This is a genomic window from Luteolibacter sp. SL250 (assembly GCF_026625605.1).
GTDB lineage: Bacteria > Verrucomicrobiota > Verrucomicrobiia > Verrucomicrobiales > Akkermansiaceae > Luteolibacter.
In genome coordinates this window covers 1,011,812-1,027,151 of record NZ_CP113054.1, presented here as the reverse complement: position 1 = coordinate 1,027,151, position 15,340 = coordinate 1,011,812, and the positions used below count along the sequence as shown (strand labels likewise).

The window sequence follows — 15,340 nt, the reverse complement described above, 5'->3', positions numbered from 1 at the left end:
CCTTCTTGTTTATTGGTTGCTGTTTCCGCCGTCCGGGTTGCGCCGGGCGGCGGAATTTTTTCCTCTCACTCCATTCCGAACCGCCCCATCCTTCCGCCATGATCCTCTGCATCCCCTCCGTGCTTGCACCGCTTGAATCGGCGGAATGCCGCAAGCTGCTGGAAGAAGCACTCTGGGAAGACGGCCGCGCCACGGCCGGCCACCAGGCGATGAAGGTGAAAGACAACATGCAGGTCCCGGGCGACCATCCCGCCGCCCACCACGTGGGCGCGGTGATCCTCAAGGCCCTGGCCTCCAACCCCCTTTTCATGTCGGCGGCGCTGCCGCTGCACATCCTGCCGCCGATGTTCAACCGCTACTCCGGCGGCCAGACCTACGGCACCCACGTGGATGCCTCCGTCCGCACCATGCCGGACGGCCGGCGCATCCGCACCGACCTTTCCTGCACCCTGTTCTTCGCCGAGCCGGAAGAATACGAAGGCGGCGAACTCATCATCGAGGACACCTACGGCGCGAAGAGTGTGAAACTCAACGCCGGGGACATGGTCCTCTACCCCTCCACCAGCCTCCACCGCGTGGAGCCGGTCACCAGCGGCACCCGCCTCTGTTCCTTCTTCTGGTTGCAGAGCATGATCCGGTCCGACGAACGGCGTTCCCTGCTGTTCGACATGGACATCGCCATCCAGCGGCTCACCGGCGGGCTGCCGGACCAACCCCTGGTCCATGAGGCGACCACCCAGCTCACCGGCGTCTATCACAACCTGCTCCGCCAGTGGGCGGAAATGTGAGCTTCACGCCAGAAGGCGCAGGCCATCCTTGGCAGCCAGCACCACCCGGGTCTGCCTGCCGACGAAGTCCGTATCGTGCGGATACTCGAGCACTTTCCTTTCGGCGTCCGCCAGCGTCAGCCATAGCTGGACACGCATCTCCTCTTTCAGCGTCGGGTTCCCGGCCAGCGGCCCGTCACCCGCCAGCCATTCGGCAAGGAACTCCCCGAGGAAATGGGGCTGGCAGACACGATAGATGATGGCCCCATACCGGACCAGATCCGCCAGCCACCCCGCCCGGAAGCCCGTTGTCCGGACCATGGCCAAGGCTTCTTCGGCGGAGTCCGTGGCCTCCGCGATCCAGTCCCCCACCTTTTCCGCCCCACCAGGTTCGTCCAGCAGCATGGCCAGCGCCCGGCATCGGACGCTCCGGGCGAGGATGCCGGCGATGGACGCCTCCCCGGAGGTCGGTATGGAGCGCAGGCGGGAGATGCCGTCCCCGGCTTCCCGCCACGCCTCCAGCGCGCGCGCCGCCAGCACCAATGTCCTGGCACGGTTCACCCGCAGCATCGCCGCGAGAAAAACCCGCCGGGCCGTGGCTTCTTCTCCCCAGCGATCCAGCAAATCCTCCGCTTTCGCGAAATCCCGCAGGGACGCCCCCGAGTCCCCCATTTCATAAAAGGCGGCCGCACGGTTCAGCCATGTCAGGATCATGCGGTCCACGATGGCCGGGTTCCCGGCCGGATCGATGCACGCCATCACCTCGATGGTCCGGTCGAAGGACCGCATCGCCTCATCCAGCACCGCCGGTTCCCCCATTCGGAGGAGCACATCCCCCAGGTTCAGCCAGGCGGCGGAGAGCAACCAGGCCGCCTCACCGTCCGTCCGCCAAGGAAGCTGCTCCCGGCTTCCCGCCGCCATACGGAAAATGCCCGCCGCCCCCTGCCAGTCACCGCCTGCCATGGCGCCGAATCCCACGCCCATCCAGCGTGTGGATTCCTCCACCAAGGCATTGCGTTCGTCAGGGTTCACGCCGCTTTCCTTAGCACCGCCTGCTTCTGCACGGAAGCCCTGCGCTTCTTGAAGAAGCGCCGCCAGCTCAGCGCGAAACCGGTCCAGACGAGGATGACCGCCGCCAGCGAGGCCACGCCCATGAGCGCCTGGCCGAACCAGCCGAGCGCCTCGCCGGTATGCACCCAGCGGACGAAGCTGCGGAGTTTCCGCCCGGTGGTCTGTTTCTCGAAACCTTCGTTTTTGACGATCTCCCCGGAGGTGAGATCCACGGTGAGGGAACGCCGCAGATCCGGACGTCCGCGGTGGGAATAAGAAACCGAGTAGTCCGCGGTGGGGCCTTTGGGCAGACTGACGATGATCGTCCTCCAGCCGGGGCTGGCGGCCTTCACCTTCTCAAAGCCTGCGTCCAACCCCGTGAGACTTACCGGAGCGTGGTCATGGTCGTGGTCATGGCCGTGGTCATGGCTGTGGCCACCACCGCCCCGCCCTTCTCCCCGTGCGGCCATGCCACCTTCACCGCCGCGTCCTTCACGGGGAGGACCACTGCCCTCACCACGGCCGCGGCGCTCACCCTGCCCGCCTTCGGCCCGGCCTTCGCGTGCCATGGAGCCTTCACCGCCACGGGTTCCCCGACGCTCTCCACCTTCCCGGGAAGGCCCACCTGCAGCAGGTGGACCACCTGCTCCGCGCGGAGGAGGCGGAGTTTCGCCAACGGCGGTATAGATCAGATTGTTGGCCCACGAATAGGACATCACCAGACCGGTGATCACGATGAAGAAAAGGGGTATGCAGGCCCAGAAGCCGAACGTGTTGTGCCAGTTCCAGTCCCTCGCCCGGCCTTTGAGGCGGAATTGGAGCGTGGCGACCGCACGGAATGCGGTGCGGCTCAGGCGCTTCGGGAACCACAGATAGAGACCGGAAATGACGAGGAACAGAAAGACCAGATTCGCCGCCTTCGTGATGTTGCCTCCGATCTCCCGGGATTCCCCCTGCAGGGTCAGCCAACGGTGCAGACGGAGCACCCATGCGAAGAAAGCCTTCAGACCCGCGTTGCCCTCGCCGAGGGATTCACCGGTGTAGGGGTCCGCATAGGCGGATTTGCCTCGGCCGAACTGCACGGACGCCGGCATCTCCGGATCACTGTAATACGTCACACCACTTGCAGCCGGGCTCGCATCCGCATGGTTGCCCAGGATTTTCTCCGGACCAGCAACCACCTGCTCCGCCGCTTTCGAGACTTTCACCCCGTGGTTCGCCTCCAGGATCTGCCGCTCGAATGACATGATCACTCCGGTGAGGCCGAGGATCAGAATCACCAGCCCGGCCGCCAAACCGGTGGCCAAGTGGAGCCAGAAGACGGATTTCTTGAAAAAGCGCATGGGAGTGTCGCAGGGGAAAGTGCTGCGAATGCGTCTCAATTACCGATCAAGGTCAAATCCAAATCAGCTTCCCGGAAGATTTTCCGGCCTCCGGAAGGCCCAACCGGGGCATCAGACGCCCGGGTGAAATCAGGGCCCCTCCTCGTCTCCACCACCGAAGCGGCCGCAACAGGATCCCGCTTCATGGAAACAGTCGGCACAAAGCGATTCCTCTCCAACCGCCGCCACGGATGGAGCACCGCAGCGGTCGCAGGGAGGGGTATCGGACATGGAGGGATCATTCCTCCGGTCCGCGGCCGCCATCAAGCTTCCGTTTGGAAGGTCATGCCCGCAAAAAACTTTCGACATCGGGATGGCTTCAGGGAGACTGCCGCCATGTACGAAACCGCCGGGAAAATCAAAGTCATCTACGATACGCAATCCTTTGCCAGCGGTTTCTCGAAGCGGGAGTTCGTGGTGACCACCGCCGCCGACAAGTATCCCCAGGATCTGAAGTTCGAGGTGGTGAAGGAAAAGTGCCAGTTGCTGGACGGCTACAAGGTCGGCCAGGACGTGACGGTCAACTTTGACATCCGGGGCAACGAGTACAACGGGAAATACTACGTGAACCTCTCCGCCTGGAAGATCCAGGGCGGTGGTGGCGGAAATGGCGGCGGCGGGGATCCCTATGACCAGTCCGCACCCCAGCGTCGGAGCGCTCCTCCGCGCCAGAATGGCCAGCAACAACACGCCGAACCTTCCGCCGCGGATCTCCGAAAGGAAGACGACTTCGACGACGACGATATCCCGTTCTGATCGTCCGGCTTATTCCGGGATCACCTTCAGGCCTTTCAGCCAGACGATCGATTTGGCCTGCCACTCGTCCCACATCGGCCCCTTGTAGCCGTTGAGACCGTGGCCACCACTCGGCAGCTCGACCAGTTCCACCGGTATCCCTTTGTCAGCGAGAACTTTCCGGAACATCCGGCTGTTTTCAATGGTGACCGACTTGTCATCAAGCGCGTGCGCGAGGAATGCGGGCGGCGTTTTGTCCGTGACCTGCTTCTCGTTCGAAAACAGCTCCATGTGGCCGGCGGCGGGCGTCGCGCCGAGCAGATTCTGCCTGGAGCCGCCATGGGTGGCGATGTCCATGGTGATGACCGGGTAGATGAGGATCATGAAATCCGGGCGGCAGGAAACACGTTCCACCGCCTCCTCCGCGTCCGCCTTGCCCGTGTCGAAATGGGTTCCTGCCGTGGATGCAAGGTGCCCGCCGGCGGAAAAGCCGATGATTCCGACCCGCGCCGGATCGATCCCCCACTCCGCGGCGCGCGAACGCGTCGTGCGGATCGCCCGCTGGGCGTCCAGCAGCGGCACGAACGGCCGGCCTGCGGGCAGACGGTACTCCAGGACGATGCCCGTCACACCGAATCCGTTGAGCCATTTGGCGATGCCATGGCCCTCGCCGCCGGTCACCAGCATCCGGTAGCCGCCACCCGGGCAGATCACGACCGCCGCGCCATTCGGCTTCTCCGGCTTGTGGACGGTGATGAAGGCATTCGCCGGATCGAACGTGCCGTCGCCGACGGGAGCTTTTCCTTCAGGCCACAGGGGCTGGCGTTCCTGAGCCGTTGCGGACATCCCGAGGGAAGAAAACAGAAACGAAAGGATCAACGCGGCTCGCATCCCGACGAGGCTAGGGTAAGGCGGAACCGCGTCAAGAAACCACGGAGCGCTCTTGCGGGTCCCTCCTGCGAATGCATCCTCCCTCCATGGATCTTTCCAACTACCTCGCAATGGATCCCCATCTGTTGTTCGGACTGGTGAACACCGAGCTGCGCAATCACAGCGAGTCGCTCGATGATCTGGTGAAAACGCATGATCTGGACCAAGCCGCTCTGGAGGAAAAGCTGGAGAAAGCCGGCTACATCTACCAGTCCGCCCTCAAGCAGTTCCGCTGAGAAGCCCCTCCTCCCGGAGCAGGCGGCGCATCTTCTCCACATCCACGGTTTCCAGATACTCCCGCACGTTCGGGAACACATCCGCATGGTGGCCGTATCGCGGATCCAGCACTTCCGCGATGGCCTTCTCCCGTGGCCAGCGCTGGATCACCATCCGGTACATCGCGATGACCGCGCCCGTCCGGTCAGAACCATGCCAGCAATGGACGACGATGGGTTGCTTCGCCGCGGCCAGCACCCGCAGCGCCTCCAACATCTCCTTGTCGCTGATCTTTCCGGCGCGCATCCGCACGTGATGGCACACCAGGTTTCCCGCGATGGCATCATCGGAGTGATACCGGCGCAGGTTGAGCACCTCCCGGATGCCGTCCTTCTCCATAGCGCGGAAGTCCCGCTTCTCCGGCTGGGAGGAGCGCCACACGTTCGCGTCCACCTGATGGAGATTCGCCCCCACCCCGCATGAGGCGATGGAGAAGGCAACCGCCACGGGGAGGAGGCAACGGAAGACGGATATGATCATCCTGATGGAGGTAACCTTGCCTTCATGTGGACGCAACCAGCCTTTCCCATCCAACCAAGTTGGTATCACCCACGAAAAACGGCGCACTCCCCTGGGAATGCGCCGTGATTCAGAAAAATCCGCCGACCGGTCAGATGTTTTCCGCAGACTGCGTGTTTCCGGTCACCGGTGCTTCCGGTGAGGGAGGCTGCACGGATGGCGGGTTGGCCTGCGGGTCGTCCAGCTTGCCGAGATAGGAAGGCAGTTCAACGCCAACGTTCTTCGCCAGCTCATGCAGCGGAGGCACTGAACCTGCGAGGCCGGAAAGGAATCCGGCGGTGCTGTTTTTTCCGTCCGCGCCCTTGCCGCTGTCCCAGACGGTGAGCTTGTCGATCTTGAGGTTGGCGATCGCCTTGACCTGGGCCTCGACGAGCTGGGGCAGGAGTTCGGTGATGAGGAGTTGCTGTGCACCGCCCGGTCCTTGGCAGGACTGGATGAGGTCTTCGAAACCCTTCGCCTTTCCGACAAGGACGGCCTGCGCACCTTCCGCTTCCGCGAGCAGGCGGGATCTCAGACCATCCGCCTCCGCGATGAGGCGGGCTTTCAAGCCGCCTGCCTCCGCTTCCTTCACGAAGATGATACCATCCGCTTCCGCCTGCTTCTCGGCACGGACACCGTCCGCCTTGCCCTGCTGGATCCGGCGGACCTTTTCCGCCTCCGCATCCGCTTCCACAAGCTGACGCTGCTTGGCCACCTCCGCCGGGACGACGATGTTGGCGAACTGGGTGGCCTTGTCCCGCTCGGCACGTTGCTTTTCCGCGGATTGCTCGGAAACGTAGGCCTCTTCCAGCACCTTCGCATGGGCGACCTTTTCCGCCGCCTGGGCAATGCGCTCCGCTTCCGCCTGCGCGCTCCGGCGCTGGGCGTTGGAATGGGCTATCTCCACCTCCGCAGTGTTCTCCCCCCGGGTGGCCTCCGCATTCGCTCCGGAAACGCTGATCCGTTTGTCCCGCTGGGCGGCCGCCGCTCCGATCTCACCGTCGCGGTCCGCTTGGGCAACTTTGATCTTCGCGGCGGCAATGGCGGCGGAAGCGGCTTCCTGACCCAGGGCGTCGATGTAGCCGGAGGCATCCGTGATATCCTGGACATTGACGTTGATGAGACGGAGGCCGACTTTCTTCAGTTCCACCTCGACGCCCTGCGAGATGTTCGCGATCAGCTTGTCGCGGTCCGAGTTGATTTCCTCGATGTCCATCGTGGCGATGACCACGCGCATCTGGCCGAAGATGATGTCCTTCGCCAGCTCGCTGATCTGGGGCATGGTCAGCCCGAGCAGGCGCTCGGCGGCGTTCTCCATCACGCCTGGCTCCGTGGAGATGCCGACGGTGAAGGTGGACGGGGTATTGACCCGGATATTCTGCTTTGAGAGCGCGCCTTCCAGACGGATGTCGATCGGCAGCGGCGTCAGCGTCAGATATTGGTAGTCCTGGATGACCGGCCAGATGAACGCGGCACCGCCATGGTAGCACTGGGCGGATTTCCCATCACCGACCTTGCCATAGACGACCAGAACCCGGTCGGAAGGGCATTTCTTGTAACGCGCGGCGATGGCGACGAGCGCGGTGAAAAGGACGAGAACGACCGCGGCCGCGAGGATGAGCACGGGCAGGGATGCTGCGAGATACACGAGTGGCATGGTTTTTCAGGGGAGGTCAGAGAGGTTCGACAACAAGGGTGGAGTGCCCGATTTTTTCAACGATGGTCACCTTCGTGCCCGGTGAGAGCGGGGCATCGCCGCGGGACAGGGCATCCGCCATGGTGAGGCGGCCTTGCAGGAGAACCTCCACCTGCCCACCGGCTTTCCGCCCGGCGGGGATGGTGACATAGACCGTGCCGACCTTGCCGACCGCATTGGCGAAATCGAGCGTGCCGCTGGACTGGAGGCGCAGCATGCTCGTCATGAGCAGGAAGATGCCCAGCATGAGGGCCACCCCGACGGTCATCCCCACGGCGATGGCCGGGATGAGGCCCCAGCCTGCCTTCAGGGCGATGACACCGGACCAACCGAAGCCGACGAAGAAGGCGGTGACCCCGCGGATGGAGAAAAAGCTGAGGCCGGACGAGTGGTCGCCCGCATGGTCGAAGTCATGCTCGTCCATCCCACCGAAGACGGACAGGGCAAGCTGGAGCAGCAGCACCAACAGAGCGATGATTCCGATGCCATAGAAGACACGGAGTTCCAGGTTCAGGGCATCCCACCAAGAGTCGAACACGATACGACATTGGGAAACCCACCGCACACTTGCAAGGAATTTGAGAATCCCATGAATCCATCAAAATACACAATAACCTGTCCGTCATCCACTTACATGACATATCATTGGAAACCATGCCGCCGATTCCACTGACACAAAGCTGTAGGAAATCAGATCCATGCGGATGGGCAGAATAAATCCACCCTGTATCCCGTCGAAGGGGATGATGAAACCCATCCACCTGCTCCCGTGCTGTCTCTTCGCCCTCGCTCCGGCCGCCAGCGCCGTGGAACCCACCAGCGAGCCTTCCGATGCGTTGATCTCGAAACTGATCAATCTCCGGAGCCAGAACCGGACTCCTGCGATCGCCGTGGCAATGGTGCTGGAAGGAACCACGAAATCCGGCCCGTTCGAAGTGAACCATGTGCGCCGGATCATCGCGGTCCACCCGGTCATCGAAAACGGCAGGCAGGTGCGGAGGATGAACACCTATGAACTCCACTGGACACCTGCCTATGGCTGGTTCCTGTGGGAAAAACGGGATGAGGCCGGCGGGGAGGCCGTCTGGATCTGGAGCGAGCTGCAGGGAGAGGTGGTCGTCCGCTGACGCGGGTGTTCACCGGCCGTGCTCGCCGGCAACCGGCACATCCTGCAGCCCAAGGTGCCGCTCCAACTGCTGCTCGATGAACAGCGCCTGGTCGTGGTGCCTGATGCCCTGTGCCAGCTTCTCCCTCCGGTTTCCTTTCAGGACCGCATGCACGTCATAGGTCACGGAGGATCCGTTCTTCGTCCGTTGGACTTTCTCCGTGCAATAGAACTGCTCCACCTCATGCTTCGGGATGGTCTTGTTCCCCTTCCATGGCAGAGGGCCGCTGCGGGTCTCCACCGCATCATAGGTGACCTTCACCGTCGTCGAGTTGAGGAACATCGCCAGAACCAGATAGATCAGGAACAGGCCCACCCCGGTGTGCAGCAGGCCGAACAAGGACATGGCCCAGATTCCCTGCGAGAGTGAAATGACGCTCCAGACGATCATGAAGCCATTCCAGAACACCGCGAAAATCAGGAGGAACCATGCCGTTGCATCCAGCCAGCGGCGGGTGATGGTCAGCCCGTCCATCCGTTCCTCGATTTTCATGCCACGGGGGAGCGCCACATCCGGACGCGCGATCGTGCGTCCGCCTGCCAGGTGGGGCAAGGCGAACAGGGCGTTGCAGTGATGGCAGCGCGCCGCGGAGAGTTGCGGCGAGATGTCCTCCGGCTTCAACTGCGAGCCGCAGTTGTTGCATTTCAATTCAACCAGCATGATCTGGCGGAGTCTGGCGGCGGCGGTTTCCCCCGCCAAGCGCATTTCCAGCGCATATCGGCTTGCGAAGCGCCCGGGATGGACCTATCGCGCCGCCCGCATGGCCATGAAACGTGTTGAAACGATCGCGGAACCGGACGTCATCCTCATCGGCGGAGGGATCATGAGCGCCACCCTGGGCGTCCTGCTCAACCAACTGGACCCCTCGCTGAAGATCCAGATCGTGGAAGCCCTCGCGGAAGTCGCGAAAGAGAGCACCAATCCCTGGAACAACGCCGGCACCGGCCATGCCGCCCTCTGCGAGCTGAACTACACCAAGGAAAGGCCCGACGGCTCCGTCGATATCTCCAAGGCCGTCGAGATCAACGAGGCATTCGAGCTTTCCAAGCAATTCTGGTCCTACCTCGCGGCGCAGGGCATCCTCCCCGCTCCGGAAGAGTTCATCACCAAGGTGCCGCATATGAGCTTCGTGCGCGGAAAGGAAGACCAGGCCTTCCTGAAGCGCCGCCATGAGACGATGGCGAAGCACCACTTCTTCGCCGAGATGGAGTACTCCGAAGACGGCGGCCGGATCAAGGAATGGGCGCCGCTGTTGCTGCAGGGCCGCAACGCCGCCGAACCCATCGCCGCGACCCGCGTGGAAGGCGGAACGGACGTGAACTTCGGCGCGCTCACCCGCAGTCTCGTGGACTACTTGGTTTCCAAGGAGAACGTGAAGGTGGCCACCCGCCACCAGGTCCACAACATCAAGCGCAAGCGCGACGGACGCTGGGAACTGACGGTGCGCAACCTGGAAAAAGGCATCAACCGCTCCGTGACCGCTCCCTTCGTCTTCGTGGGGGCGGGAGGTGCGTCCCTCCCCCTTCTCCAGAAGTCGAAGATCGAGGAAGGCAAAGGCTTCGGCGGATTCCCCGTCAGCGGCCAGTTCCTGGTCTGTGACAATCCGGAAGTCGTCGAAAGCCACCACGCGAAGGTCTACGGCAAGGCCGCCGTCGGCGCGCCGCCGATGTCCGTCCCCCACCTGGACACCCGGGTGATCGACGGCAAGCTGTCCCTCCTCTTCGGGCCGTTCGCCGGTTTCTCGCCGAAGTTCCTGAAGTCCGGATCGTTCTTCGACCTGCCGGGATCGGTGAAAATCTCCAACCTGATCCCGATGCTCGCCGTCGGTAAGGACAACATGGACCTGACCCGCTATCTGATCGAGCAGGTGATCCAGCATCCGCAGGACCGCCTGGACGCGCTGCGCGAATTTTTCCCGGATGCAAAGCTGGAGGACTGGCGTCTGCTCACCGCAGGCCAGCGGGTGCAGATCATCAAGCAGGACGCGAAGAAAGGCGGCGTCCTCCAGTTCGGCACGGAAGTGGTCGCGGCCGGTGACGGCTCGATCGCCGCGCTGCTGGGGGCCTCCCCCGGTGCATCCACTGCGGTGGATGTGATGCTCGATATCATCGGCAAGTGCTTCAAAAACCGCCTGCCGGAATGGAAGGCGAAGCTGGAGGAAATGGTCCCCTCCCACGGCAAGAGCTTGGCGGGCGATCCGGAACTCTACCGTAAGCTGCGCACGGCAGCGGATGGCGCGCTCGGCATTTCCTGAGACGCCACCCGGCCCACGAACCGGGATGAATAAGCGCGGCGGGGCGCACGTCATACGGTCATCTTCCATCGGAAGAAACCGCATTGCCATTCCACCGTCATCCGGGCAATTCGCAATCCGAAGCGCAGCGCAGGATTCATAACCCTTTGATGACAAGTGATGGCATGCGGTTTGCGAGACAGACCCTGCCATGAAAGCAATCATCTACCTACTTGGAACCGCGGTTCTTCTCGCGGGCATTCTCTACGGCGCTTCCGTGATGGGGGTTCCGCAGGTCTGGCTCATCGTCACCGGACTCGTCATCGGGGGTCTCGGTATCATGGGCGCCGCCCGCTCGGTGTCCAACACGACCAGTGCGACGGAGGTCACCACCGGTGGTGGTGCTCCGCCACGAACCAAGGAAACCACGGTGACCAGCGACGCGAGCTGAGCCGTGGGCGTTTCCCACAAAAACTCCACGCCATGAAAATCCAACATCCGCGCGCCGTTGCCGGCGCAATCCTGCTGTCGTTGTCCTGCAGCGTCTTCCTCCTTCCCCGGAATGCGGTGGCACAGCCGCAGGCGGGCGTGGAGGAACTCACCCGCGGCCCTGTCCACGAAGCATTCGCCACCTCGGTCAGCTTTGAGCCGGAGGTGGGGATCACCGTGGACAGGCAGCCGCCGGAAATGATCGAGGAACTGCCCCCCGACCAGCGTCCTGTCGGGGATAACATCGCCTGGATTTCCGGCTACTGGGCGTGGGATGATGACCGGAGCGACTTCATCTGGGTCAGCGGCGTGTGGAGGAACCTGCCACCCGGCCGCCAGTGGGTTCCAGGCTATTGGAATCCATCCGGCTCCCAATGGCAGTGGATCTCCGGCTACTGGGCGTCGGAGGGTGCTGAGGAAGTGACCTATCTGCCGACACCGCCGAAAGCGCTCGAGAACGGCCCCAGCTCCGACGCACCCGGGGACAATCAGGTTTGGGTGTCCGGCAACTGGATCTACAATGAGAACCGCTACGCATGGCGGCCCGGTTACTGGCAACCCGCACAGGAAAACTGGGTTTGGATCCCCGGCCACTATGTCTGGACCCCACGTGGCCACGTCTACGTGGATGGCTACTGGGACCACGACATCAACCGGCGCGGGATGGTGTTCGCCCCCGTCCATTTCGACCGCGTGGTCTATTCCCGTCCGGACTACTACTACACGCCCGCCACCGTGATCCTCACCACGGTCTTCATCGACCACCTGTTCGTGAGGCCCCGCTATTGTCACTACTACTTCGGCGACTACTACTCCACCCGCTACCGCGACCGCGGCTGGTACGCCTCCTTCCACTATCACGGAAGCCGCCGCGGATATGACCCGATCTTCGTCCACGACCGTTGGCGTCACCGCGGCGACCGTGGCTGGGAACAGCGCCGCCGCGACAACTTCGAGTACTTCCGCAACAACGAGGATGCACGTCCCGCCCATACCTGGGCGGAGCTGGCACGACGCCCGGACGGCCCGCGTGGCGACCGGGGGAACATGAGATTCGCGGAGCCTCTCAGCCGCTTCGTCTCGAACCGCGAGGACAACCGCGGCCAGCGCTTCCAGGCGCTCGACAGGGATGCCCGTGATCGGATTGTCTCCCAACGCCAGGACATGCGGAAGTTCACCCGTGACCGGCAGCAGCTCGAGGTCCGCGGTGACCGTGACCGCAACCCGGGACGGGATGGCTCCGCCGCGCAGGTGATCCGGGAGCGGCTCCAACGTTCACCGGTCGTCGCAAAGCGTGCCGACCAGCTCTCCGGCAACGATGCGCCTCCGCCACGCAGGGATCTCCGCCCGGGCAGCCGGGATGACCGGGGAGCCAGCCGTGAGACCGGAAGCGGACCTGGAGATCGCCGCCTTCCGGATGGCATGAGGCGCGGACCGGACGCGGATCGCCGTGGTGATGAAGCCGGCCGCCGCCCGGATGCGACTCCGGAACGTCGTCCGGACACAGGTCGCTCATCGTCGGACGAAACCGCAGGACGCAATCGTGGGGATCGTCGCCCCGGTGTGATTTCCCCGCCCCAACAACGCGAAAATGAACGTCCGAACCGGGTCATCGAGCCGCCGGCAAACATGAAGCGCGACAACGAGCCGAGGACCACTCCCCAAGTACCCCGCCGGGAAGAAGCGGAAAAACGCGAACGTCCGGCTCCTCCCCAGCAGCGCAAGGCCGAGCCGCCCCGCCGGATCGAACCACCACGCCAAGTGACTCCGCAACGCAGGGAAGTGGCACCTCCACGCCAGGCCACGCCGCCGCGTCAGGCAACTCCGCAGAGGAGGGAAGTCGCGCCTCCGCGCCAAGCGACACCACAACGGAGAGAGGTAGCCCCTCCCCGTCAGGCAACCCCGCAACGCCAGGCAACCCCGCAACGCCAGGCAACCCCGCAACGCCAGGCAGCCCCGCAACGGAAGGCTCCCTCTGGAGGCGGACGCCAGGAGGGAAAACGCGGTCGTGATTGATGCAATGGAGCGCGGGCTGAAATCCGCGCTCCTTGATCATCAATGACGCCGCTGCGTCATCATGAACTCGTTCCCTTCCGGATCGACGCACATCGCCAGATGGATCGGTTCCTCAGGGGTATCGACCGGATCGGAGGTGAGTTCCCCGCCGCATTCCTTCAGGCGGGAGATTCCTTCGCGGATGTCATCGAGCTGGAAGGAAAGGCCCGTCCAGGTGCGCATGCCCTCGCCGCCACCATGGACGCCGATGGTGGCACCCGCGACGACGATCTCGCTCCAGGTCTCCGACTCGAAGCTGATCACCCCACCGAAGAGATCCCGGTAAAATGCAAGGCAACGCTGCCAGTCGGCAGCCCACAGCACGTATTTGACCTTCTCGACTTTCATTACGGTTTGACGGGTTCGGCTTTCTTTCCGGGCTTCGCCTGCGGCTTGGGCTTCGGCGGAGCGGGCGGGATGTAGGCGGGATTGGTCATCGCTCCGGGAGCGGCTTCCTTGAGGTTCGGCGGCGTGGCGGCCTGCACCTCCCCGGTGGTCCAGCGGATCGCGCCGACGAGGATGTTCTGGAACGTCACGTTCGTCCAGATGTCCTCACGGTGGCCCATGGCGGTGTAATAGACACGGCCCTTGCCCTCGGTGCGCGCCCAGCCGGTCGGGTAGGGCGGGCGTTCATACATCGCCCCTTTCATGGACGGGGAGTCGATGACGGTCAGCGCGTGGATGTCCGGGTTGAAGTCCTTCAGCGAATACCATTCCTCATGGAAGGAGAAGCTGTCCCCCGCTTCCTCGAAGCCGGGGAACTTCGGATTGATGACCTTGTTCACCGCCTTCTGCTGCGCGCCGTGGATGATGAACTCCCCGCCGATGAAGCAGACGTAGGGGTCCGCATCCTTGCCATGGTTCACGTAGCGGTCCGGTCCTTTCTTGGACTCGTTGTCGGTGTGGAATGTGTCACAGGCGGAGTGCAGTCCGACGAATCCCTTGCCACCTTTCACGTAGTCGAAAAGCGCCTGTTTCCCTTCCTTGGTCATCGCCGGCTGCTTGTCGGTGCCCGGAGTGGTGAGGTCACCGGTGGTGTAGAACACGACGGTGTCGAACCCGGCGAGATACTCCGGGGAGAATTTCGAACCGTCCTTGGAGAACTCAAACTGCCAGCCGTGCTTCTCCCCGAGTTCGAGGAAGATTTTCTCGGCGTGGCTGGGCTGGCCCTTTTTCCAGGAAATGACGTCATGCTCGTAGCCGCTGGACTTCGTGAAGAAGAGGATCTTGTGCGGGGCCGCATCGACGGATGCGCAGAGCGAGAAGGCCGCCACCAGAAGGGACGCGATGGGTTTCATCATGGGCGGAGCGTAGATTCCGCTTTCCCGCCAGCGAGCAAAAATTCATGCTGCGCCCATGTCAGGAAAGGTTCTCGCCCTGCACACGGGAAAGGTCCTCGCGTTCGCTGCCACAGGCTCCGGCGAGTGGTGGGACAAGGAATGGACCACCGGCTTTTCCAAAACCCGGACGGACGGACCGGCCTGGCTGGGCTATGAGGGGTTCCGCGGCGACGAGCAGGCGGACCGCCGCTACCACGGGGGATCGGAAAAGGCGGTCTGCGTCTATCCGGCGGAGCATTACCCCTACTGGCAGGGCCGACTGGAGATCCCGGAGTTCAGCCATGGCGGGTTCGGGGAGAATCTCACCGTGGATGATCTGCCGGAGGACCAAGTCTGCATCGGCGACCGCTTCTCCCTGGGAGGGGCGGAGGTGCAGGTTTCCCAGCCGCGCCAGCCTTGCTGGAAGCTCGCGCGGCGCTGGCGGGTGAAGGATCTGGCGCTGCAGGTGGAGCGCACCGGATTCACCGGCTACTATTTCCGCGTCCTCCGCCACGGTGAGGTGCGGCCGGGCGACCCGCTCATCCTGTTGGAGCGGCCCTATCCGGAGTTCACCATCGCCCACTGCAACCGGACCATGCACCACGAGAAGGCGGACTTCGCCGCGGCGAGGGCACTGGCGGAATGCCCCCTCCTCTCCGCGAGCTGGAAGGACGGCCTGTGGATGCGGGCGGAGAAAGGCAAGGCTGCAGGCACATCATCGCGCACCGGCCAACCGGAGTGACC

General features: G+C 63.4%; 17 protein-coding genes. 8 read left to right on the top strand and 9 right to left on the bottom strand.

The window, feature by feature from the left end:
• The first annotated feature begins 98 nt into the window (after nucleotides 1-98).
• Nucleotides 99-788 carry a Fe2+-dependent dioxygenase gene (locus OVA24_RS04600; protein ID WP_267673967.1) on the top strand — a complete coding sequence of 230 codons (690 nt, stop codon included), beginning with the start codon at nucleotides 99-101 and terminating at the stop codon, nucleotides 786-788.
• Between the two features lie 3 nt (nucleotides 789-791).
• On the opposite strand, the gene OVA24_RS04595 is transcribed toward OVA24_RS04600, so the two are convergent.
• Both OVA24_RS04595 and OVA24_RS04590 read right to left on the bottom strand, forming a co-directional pair.
• Nucleotides 792-1,799, bottom strand: a complete 1,008-nt coding sequence (locus OVA24_RS04595) for a hypothetical protein (protein ID WP_267673964.1) — start codon at nucleotides 1,797-1,799, stop codon at nucleotides 792-794.
• Nucleotides 1,796-3,160 (bottom strand): PepSY-associated TM helix domain-containing protein, encoded by a 1,365-nt coding sequence (locus OVA24_RS04590; protein ID WP_267673962.1) that lies wholly within the window; start codon nucleotides 3,158-3,160, stop codon nucleotides 1,796-1,798. Before OVA24_RS04590 ends, OVA24_RS04595 begins: the two co-directional genes overlap by 4 nt.
• A gap of 375 nt (nucleotides 3,161-3,535) precedes the next feature.
• Between OVA24_RS04590 and OVA24_RS04585 the strand changes: the two genes are divergently transcribed.
• Nucleotides 3,536-3,955, top strand: a complete 420-nt coding sequence (locus tag OVA24_RS04585) for a DUF3127 domain-containing protein (RefSeq protein ID WP_267673959.1) — start codon at nucleotides 3,536-3,538, stop codon at nucleotides 3,953-3,955.
• Between the two features lie 9 nt (nucleotides 3,956-3,964).
• Here the strand turns inward: OVA24_RS04585 and OVA24_RS04580 are convergent, their stop codons facing one another.
• Complete coding sequence (locus OVA24_RS04580; RefSeq protein WP_267673957.1) at nucleotides 3,965-4,780, bottom strand: alpha/beta hydrolase; 816 nt, start codon at nucleotides 4,778-4,780, stop codon at nucleotides 3,965-3,967.
• 131 nt (nucleotides 4,781-4,911) lie between these two features.
• Between OVA24_RS04580 and OVA24_RS04575 the strand changes: the two genes are divergently transcribed.
• Nucleotides 4,912-5,100, top strand: a complete 189-nt coding sequence (locus tag OVA24_RS04575; protein ID WP_267673955.1) for a DUF4250 domain-containing protein — start codon at nucleotides 4,912-4,914, stop codon at nucleotides 5,098-5,100.
• On the opposite strand, the gene OVA24_RS04570 is transcribed toward OVA24_RS04575, so the two are convergent.
• The 3 genes from OVA24_RS04570 to OVA24_RS04560 form a co-directional block, all read right to left on the bottom strand.
• Complete coding sequence (locus tag OVA24_RS04570; protein WP_267673953.1) at nucleotides 5,084-5,620, bottom strand: phosphatase domain-containing putative toxin; 537 nt, start codon at nucleotides 5,618-5,620, stop codon at nucleotides 5,084-5,086. The genes OVA24_RS04575 and OVA24_RS04570 overlap by 17 nt on opposite strands.
• 130 nt (nucleotides 5,621-5,750) lie before the next feature.
• Complete coding sequence (locus tag OVA24_RS04565; protein WP_267673951.1) at nucleotides 5,751-7,295, bottom strand: flotillin family protein; 1,545 nt, start codon at nucleotides 7,293-7,295, stop codon at nucleotides 5,751-5,753.
• 16 nt (nucleotides 7,296-7,311) lie between these two features.
• On the bottom strand, nucleotides 7,312-7,872 hold the full coding sequence (locus tag OVA24_RS04560; protein ID WP_267673948.1) for a hypothetical protein: 561 nt from the start codon (nucleotides 7,870-7,872) through the stop codon (nucleotides 7,312-7,314).
• A 205-nt stretch (nucleotides 7,873-8,077) separates the two neighbouring features.
• Here OVA24_RS04560 and OVA24_RS04555 point away from each other — a divergent pair, with 205 nt between their 5' ends.
• Nucleotides 8,078-8,461, top strand: a complete 384-nt coding sequence (locus OVA24_RS04555) for a hypothetical protein (RefSeq protein WP_267673946.1) — start codon at nucleotides 8,078-8,080, stop codon at nucleotides 8,459-8,461.
• Between the two features lie 9 nt (nucleotides 8,462-8,470).
• Here OVA24_RS04555 and OVA24_RS04550 read toward each other — a convergent pair whose 3' ends face one another.
• A complete protein-coding gene (locus tag OVA24_RS04550; RefSeq protein WP_267673944.1) occupies nucleotides 8,471-9,205 on the bottom strand; it encodes a hypothetical protein in 735 nt (244 codons plus the stop codon).
• 55 nt (nucleotides 9,206-9,260) lie between these two features.
• On the opposite strand from OVA24_RS04550, the gene OVA24_RS04545 reads away from it, so the two are divergent.
• From OVA24_RS04545 to OVA24_RS04535, 3 genes are all read left to right on the top strand, one after another.
• A complete protein-coding gene (locus OVA24_RS04545; RefSeq protein WP_345783392.1) occupies nucleotides 9,261-10,754 on the top strand; it encodes a malate:quinone oxidoreductase in 1,494 nt (497 codons plus the stop codon).
• Nucleotides 10,755-10,944: 190 nt separating this feature from the next.
• Complete coding sequence (locus OVA24_RS04540) at nucleotides 10,945-11,184, top strand: hypothetical protein (RefSeq protein WP_267673941.1); 240 nt, start codon at nucleotides 10,945-10,947, stop codon at nucleotides 11,182-11,184.
• Between the two features lie 32 nt (nucleotides 11,185-11,216).
• On the top strand, nucleotides 11,217-13,238 hold the full coding sequence (locus OVA24_RS04535; protein ID WP_267673939.1) for a hypothetical protein: 2,022 nt from the start codon (nucleotides 11,217-11,219) through the stop codon (nucleotides 13,236-13,238).
• 39 nt (nucleotides 13,239-13,277) lie between these two features.
• Here the strand turns inward: OVA24_RS04535 and OVA24_RS04530 are convergent, their stop codons facing one another.
• Together OVA24_RS04530 and OVA24_RS04525 are read right to left on the bottom strand one after the other, a co-directional pair.
• On the bottom strand, nucleotides 13,278-13,625 hold the full coding sequence (locus OVA24_RS04530) for a VOC family protein (RefSeq protein WP_267673937.1): 348 nt from the start codon (nucleotides 13,623-13,625) through the stop codon (nucleotides 13,278-13,280).
• Entirely contained in the window at nucleotides 13,625-14,578 is a 954-nt protein-coding gene (locus tag OVA24_RS04525) for a ThuA domain-containing protein (protein WP_267673934.1), read from the bottom strand. The genes OVA24_RS04530 and OVA24_RS04525 overlap by 1 nt, the downstream gene beginning before the upstream one ends.
• A 55-nt stretch (nucleotides 14,579-14,633) precedes the next feature.
• Between OVA24_RS04525 and OVA24_RS04520 the strand changes: the two genes are divergently transcribed.
• Entirely contained in the window at nucleotides 14,634-15,338 is a 705-nt protein-coding gene (locus tag OVA24_RS04520) for an MOSC domain-containing protein (RefSeq protein ID WP_267673933.1), read from the top strand.
• Nucleotides 15,339-15,340: the final 2 nt, after the last annotated feature.

Coding starts and splice junctions, on each gene's coding strand:
- OVA24_RS04600 (WP_267673967.1), top strand. CDS start 99: ATGATCCTCTGCATCCCCTCCGTGCTTGCACCGCTTGAATCGGCGGAA.
- OVA24_RS04590 (WP_267673962.1), bottom strand. CDS start 3,160: ATGCGCTTTTTCAAGAAATCCGTCTTCTGGCTCCACTTGGCCACCGGT.
- OVA24_RS04585 (WP_267673959.1), top strand. CDS start 3,536: ATGTACGAAACCGCCGGGAAAATCAAAGTCATCTACGATACGCAATCC.
- OVA24_RS04580 (WP_267673957.1), bottom strand. CDS start 4,780: ATGTCCGCAACGGCTCAGGAACGCCAGCCCCTGTGGCCTGAAGGAAAA.
- OVA24_RS04575 (WP_267673955.1), top strand. CDS start 4,912: ATGGATCTTTCCAACTACCTCGCAATGGATCCCCATCTGTTGTTCGGA.
- OVA24_RS04570 (WP_267673953.1), bottom strand. CDS start 5,620: ATGATCATATCCGTCTTCCGTTGCCTCCTCCCCGTGGCGGTTGCCTTC.
- OVA24_RS04565 (WP_267673951.1), bottom strand. CDS start 7,295: ATGCCACTCGTGTATCTCGCAGCATCCCTGCCCGTGCTCATCCTCGCG.
- OVA24_RS04555 (WP_267673946.1), top strand. CDS start 8,078: ATGATGAAACCCATCCACCTGCTCCCGTGCTGTCTCTTCGCCCTCGCT.
- OVA24_RS04550 (WP_267673944.1), bottom strand. CDS start 9,205: ATGCGCTTGGCGGGGGAAACCGCCGCCGCCAGACTCCGCCAGATCATG.
- OVA24_RS04545 (WP_345783392.1), top strand. CDS start 9,261: ATGGCCATGAAACGTGTTGAAACGATCGCGGAACCGGACGTCATCCTC.
- OVA24_RS04540 (WP_267673941.1), top strand. CDS start 10,945: ATGAAAGCAATCATCTACCTACTTGGAACCGCGGTTCTTCTCGCGGGC.
- OVA24_RS04535 (WP_267673939.1), top strand. CDS start 11,217: ATGAAAATCCAACATCCGCGCGCCGTTGCCGGCGCAATCCTGCTGTCG.
- OVA24_RS04530 (WP_267673937.1), bottom strand. CDS start 13,625: ATGAAAGTCGAGAAGGTCAAATACGTGCTGTGGGCTGCCGACTGGCAG.
- OVA24_RS04525 (WP_267673934.1), bottom strand. CDS start 14,578: ATGATGAAACCCATCGCGTCCCTTCTGGTGGCGGCCTTCTCGCTCTGC.
- OVA24_RS04520 (WP_267673933.1), top strand. CDS start 14,634: ATGTCAGGAAAGGTTCTCGCCCTGCACACGGGAAAGGTCCTCGCGTTC.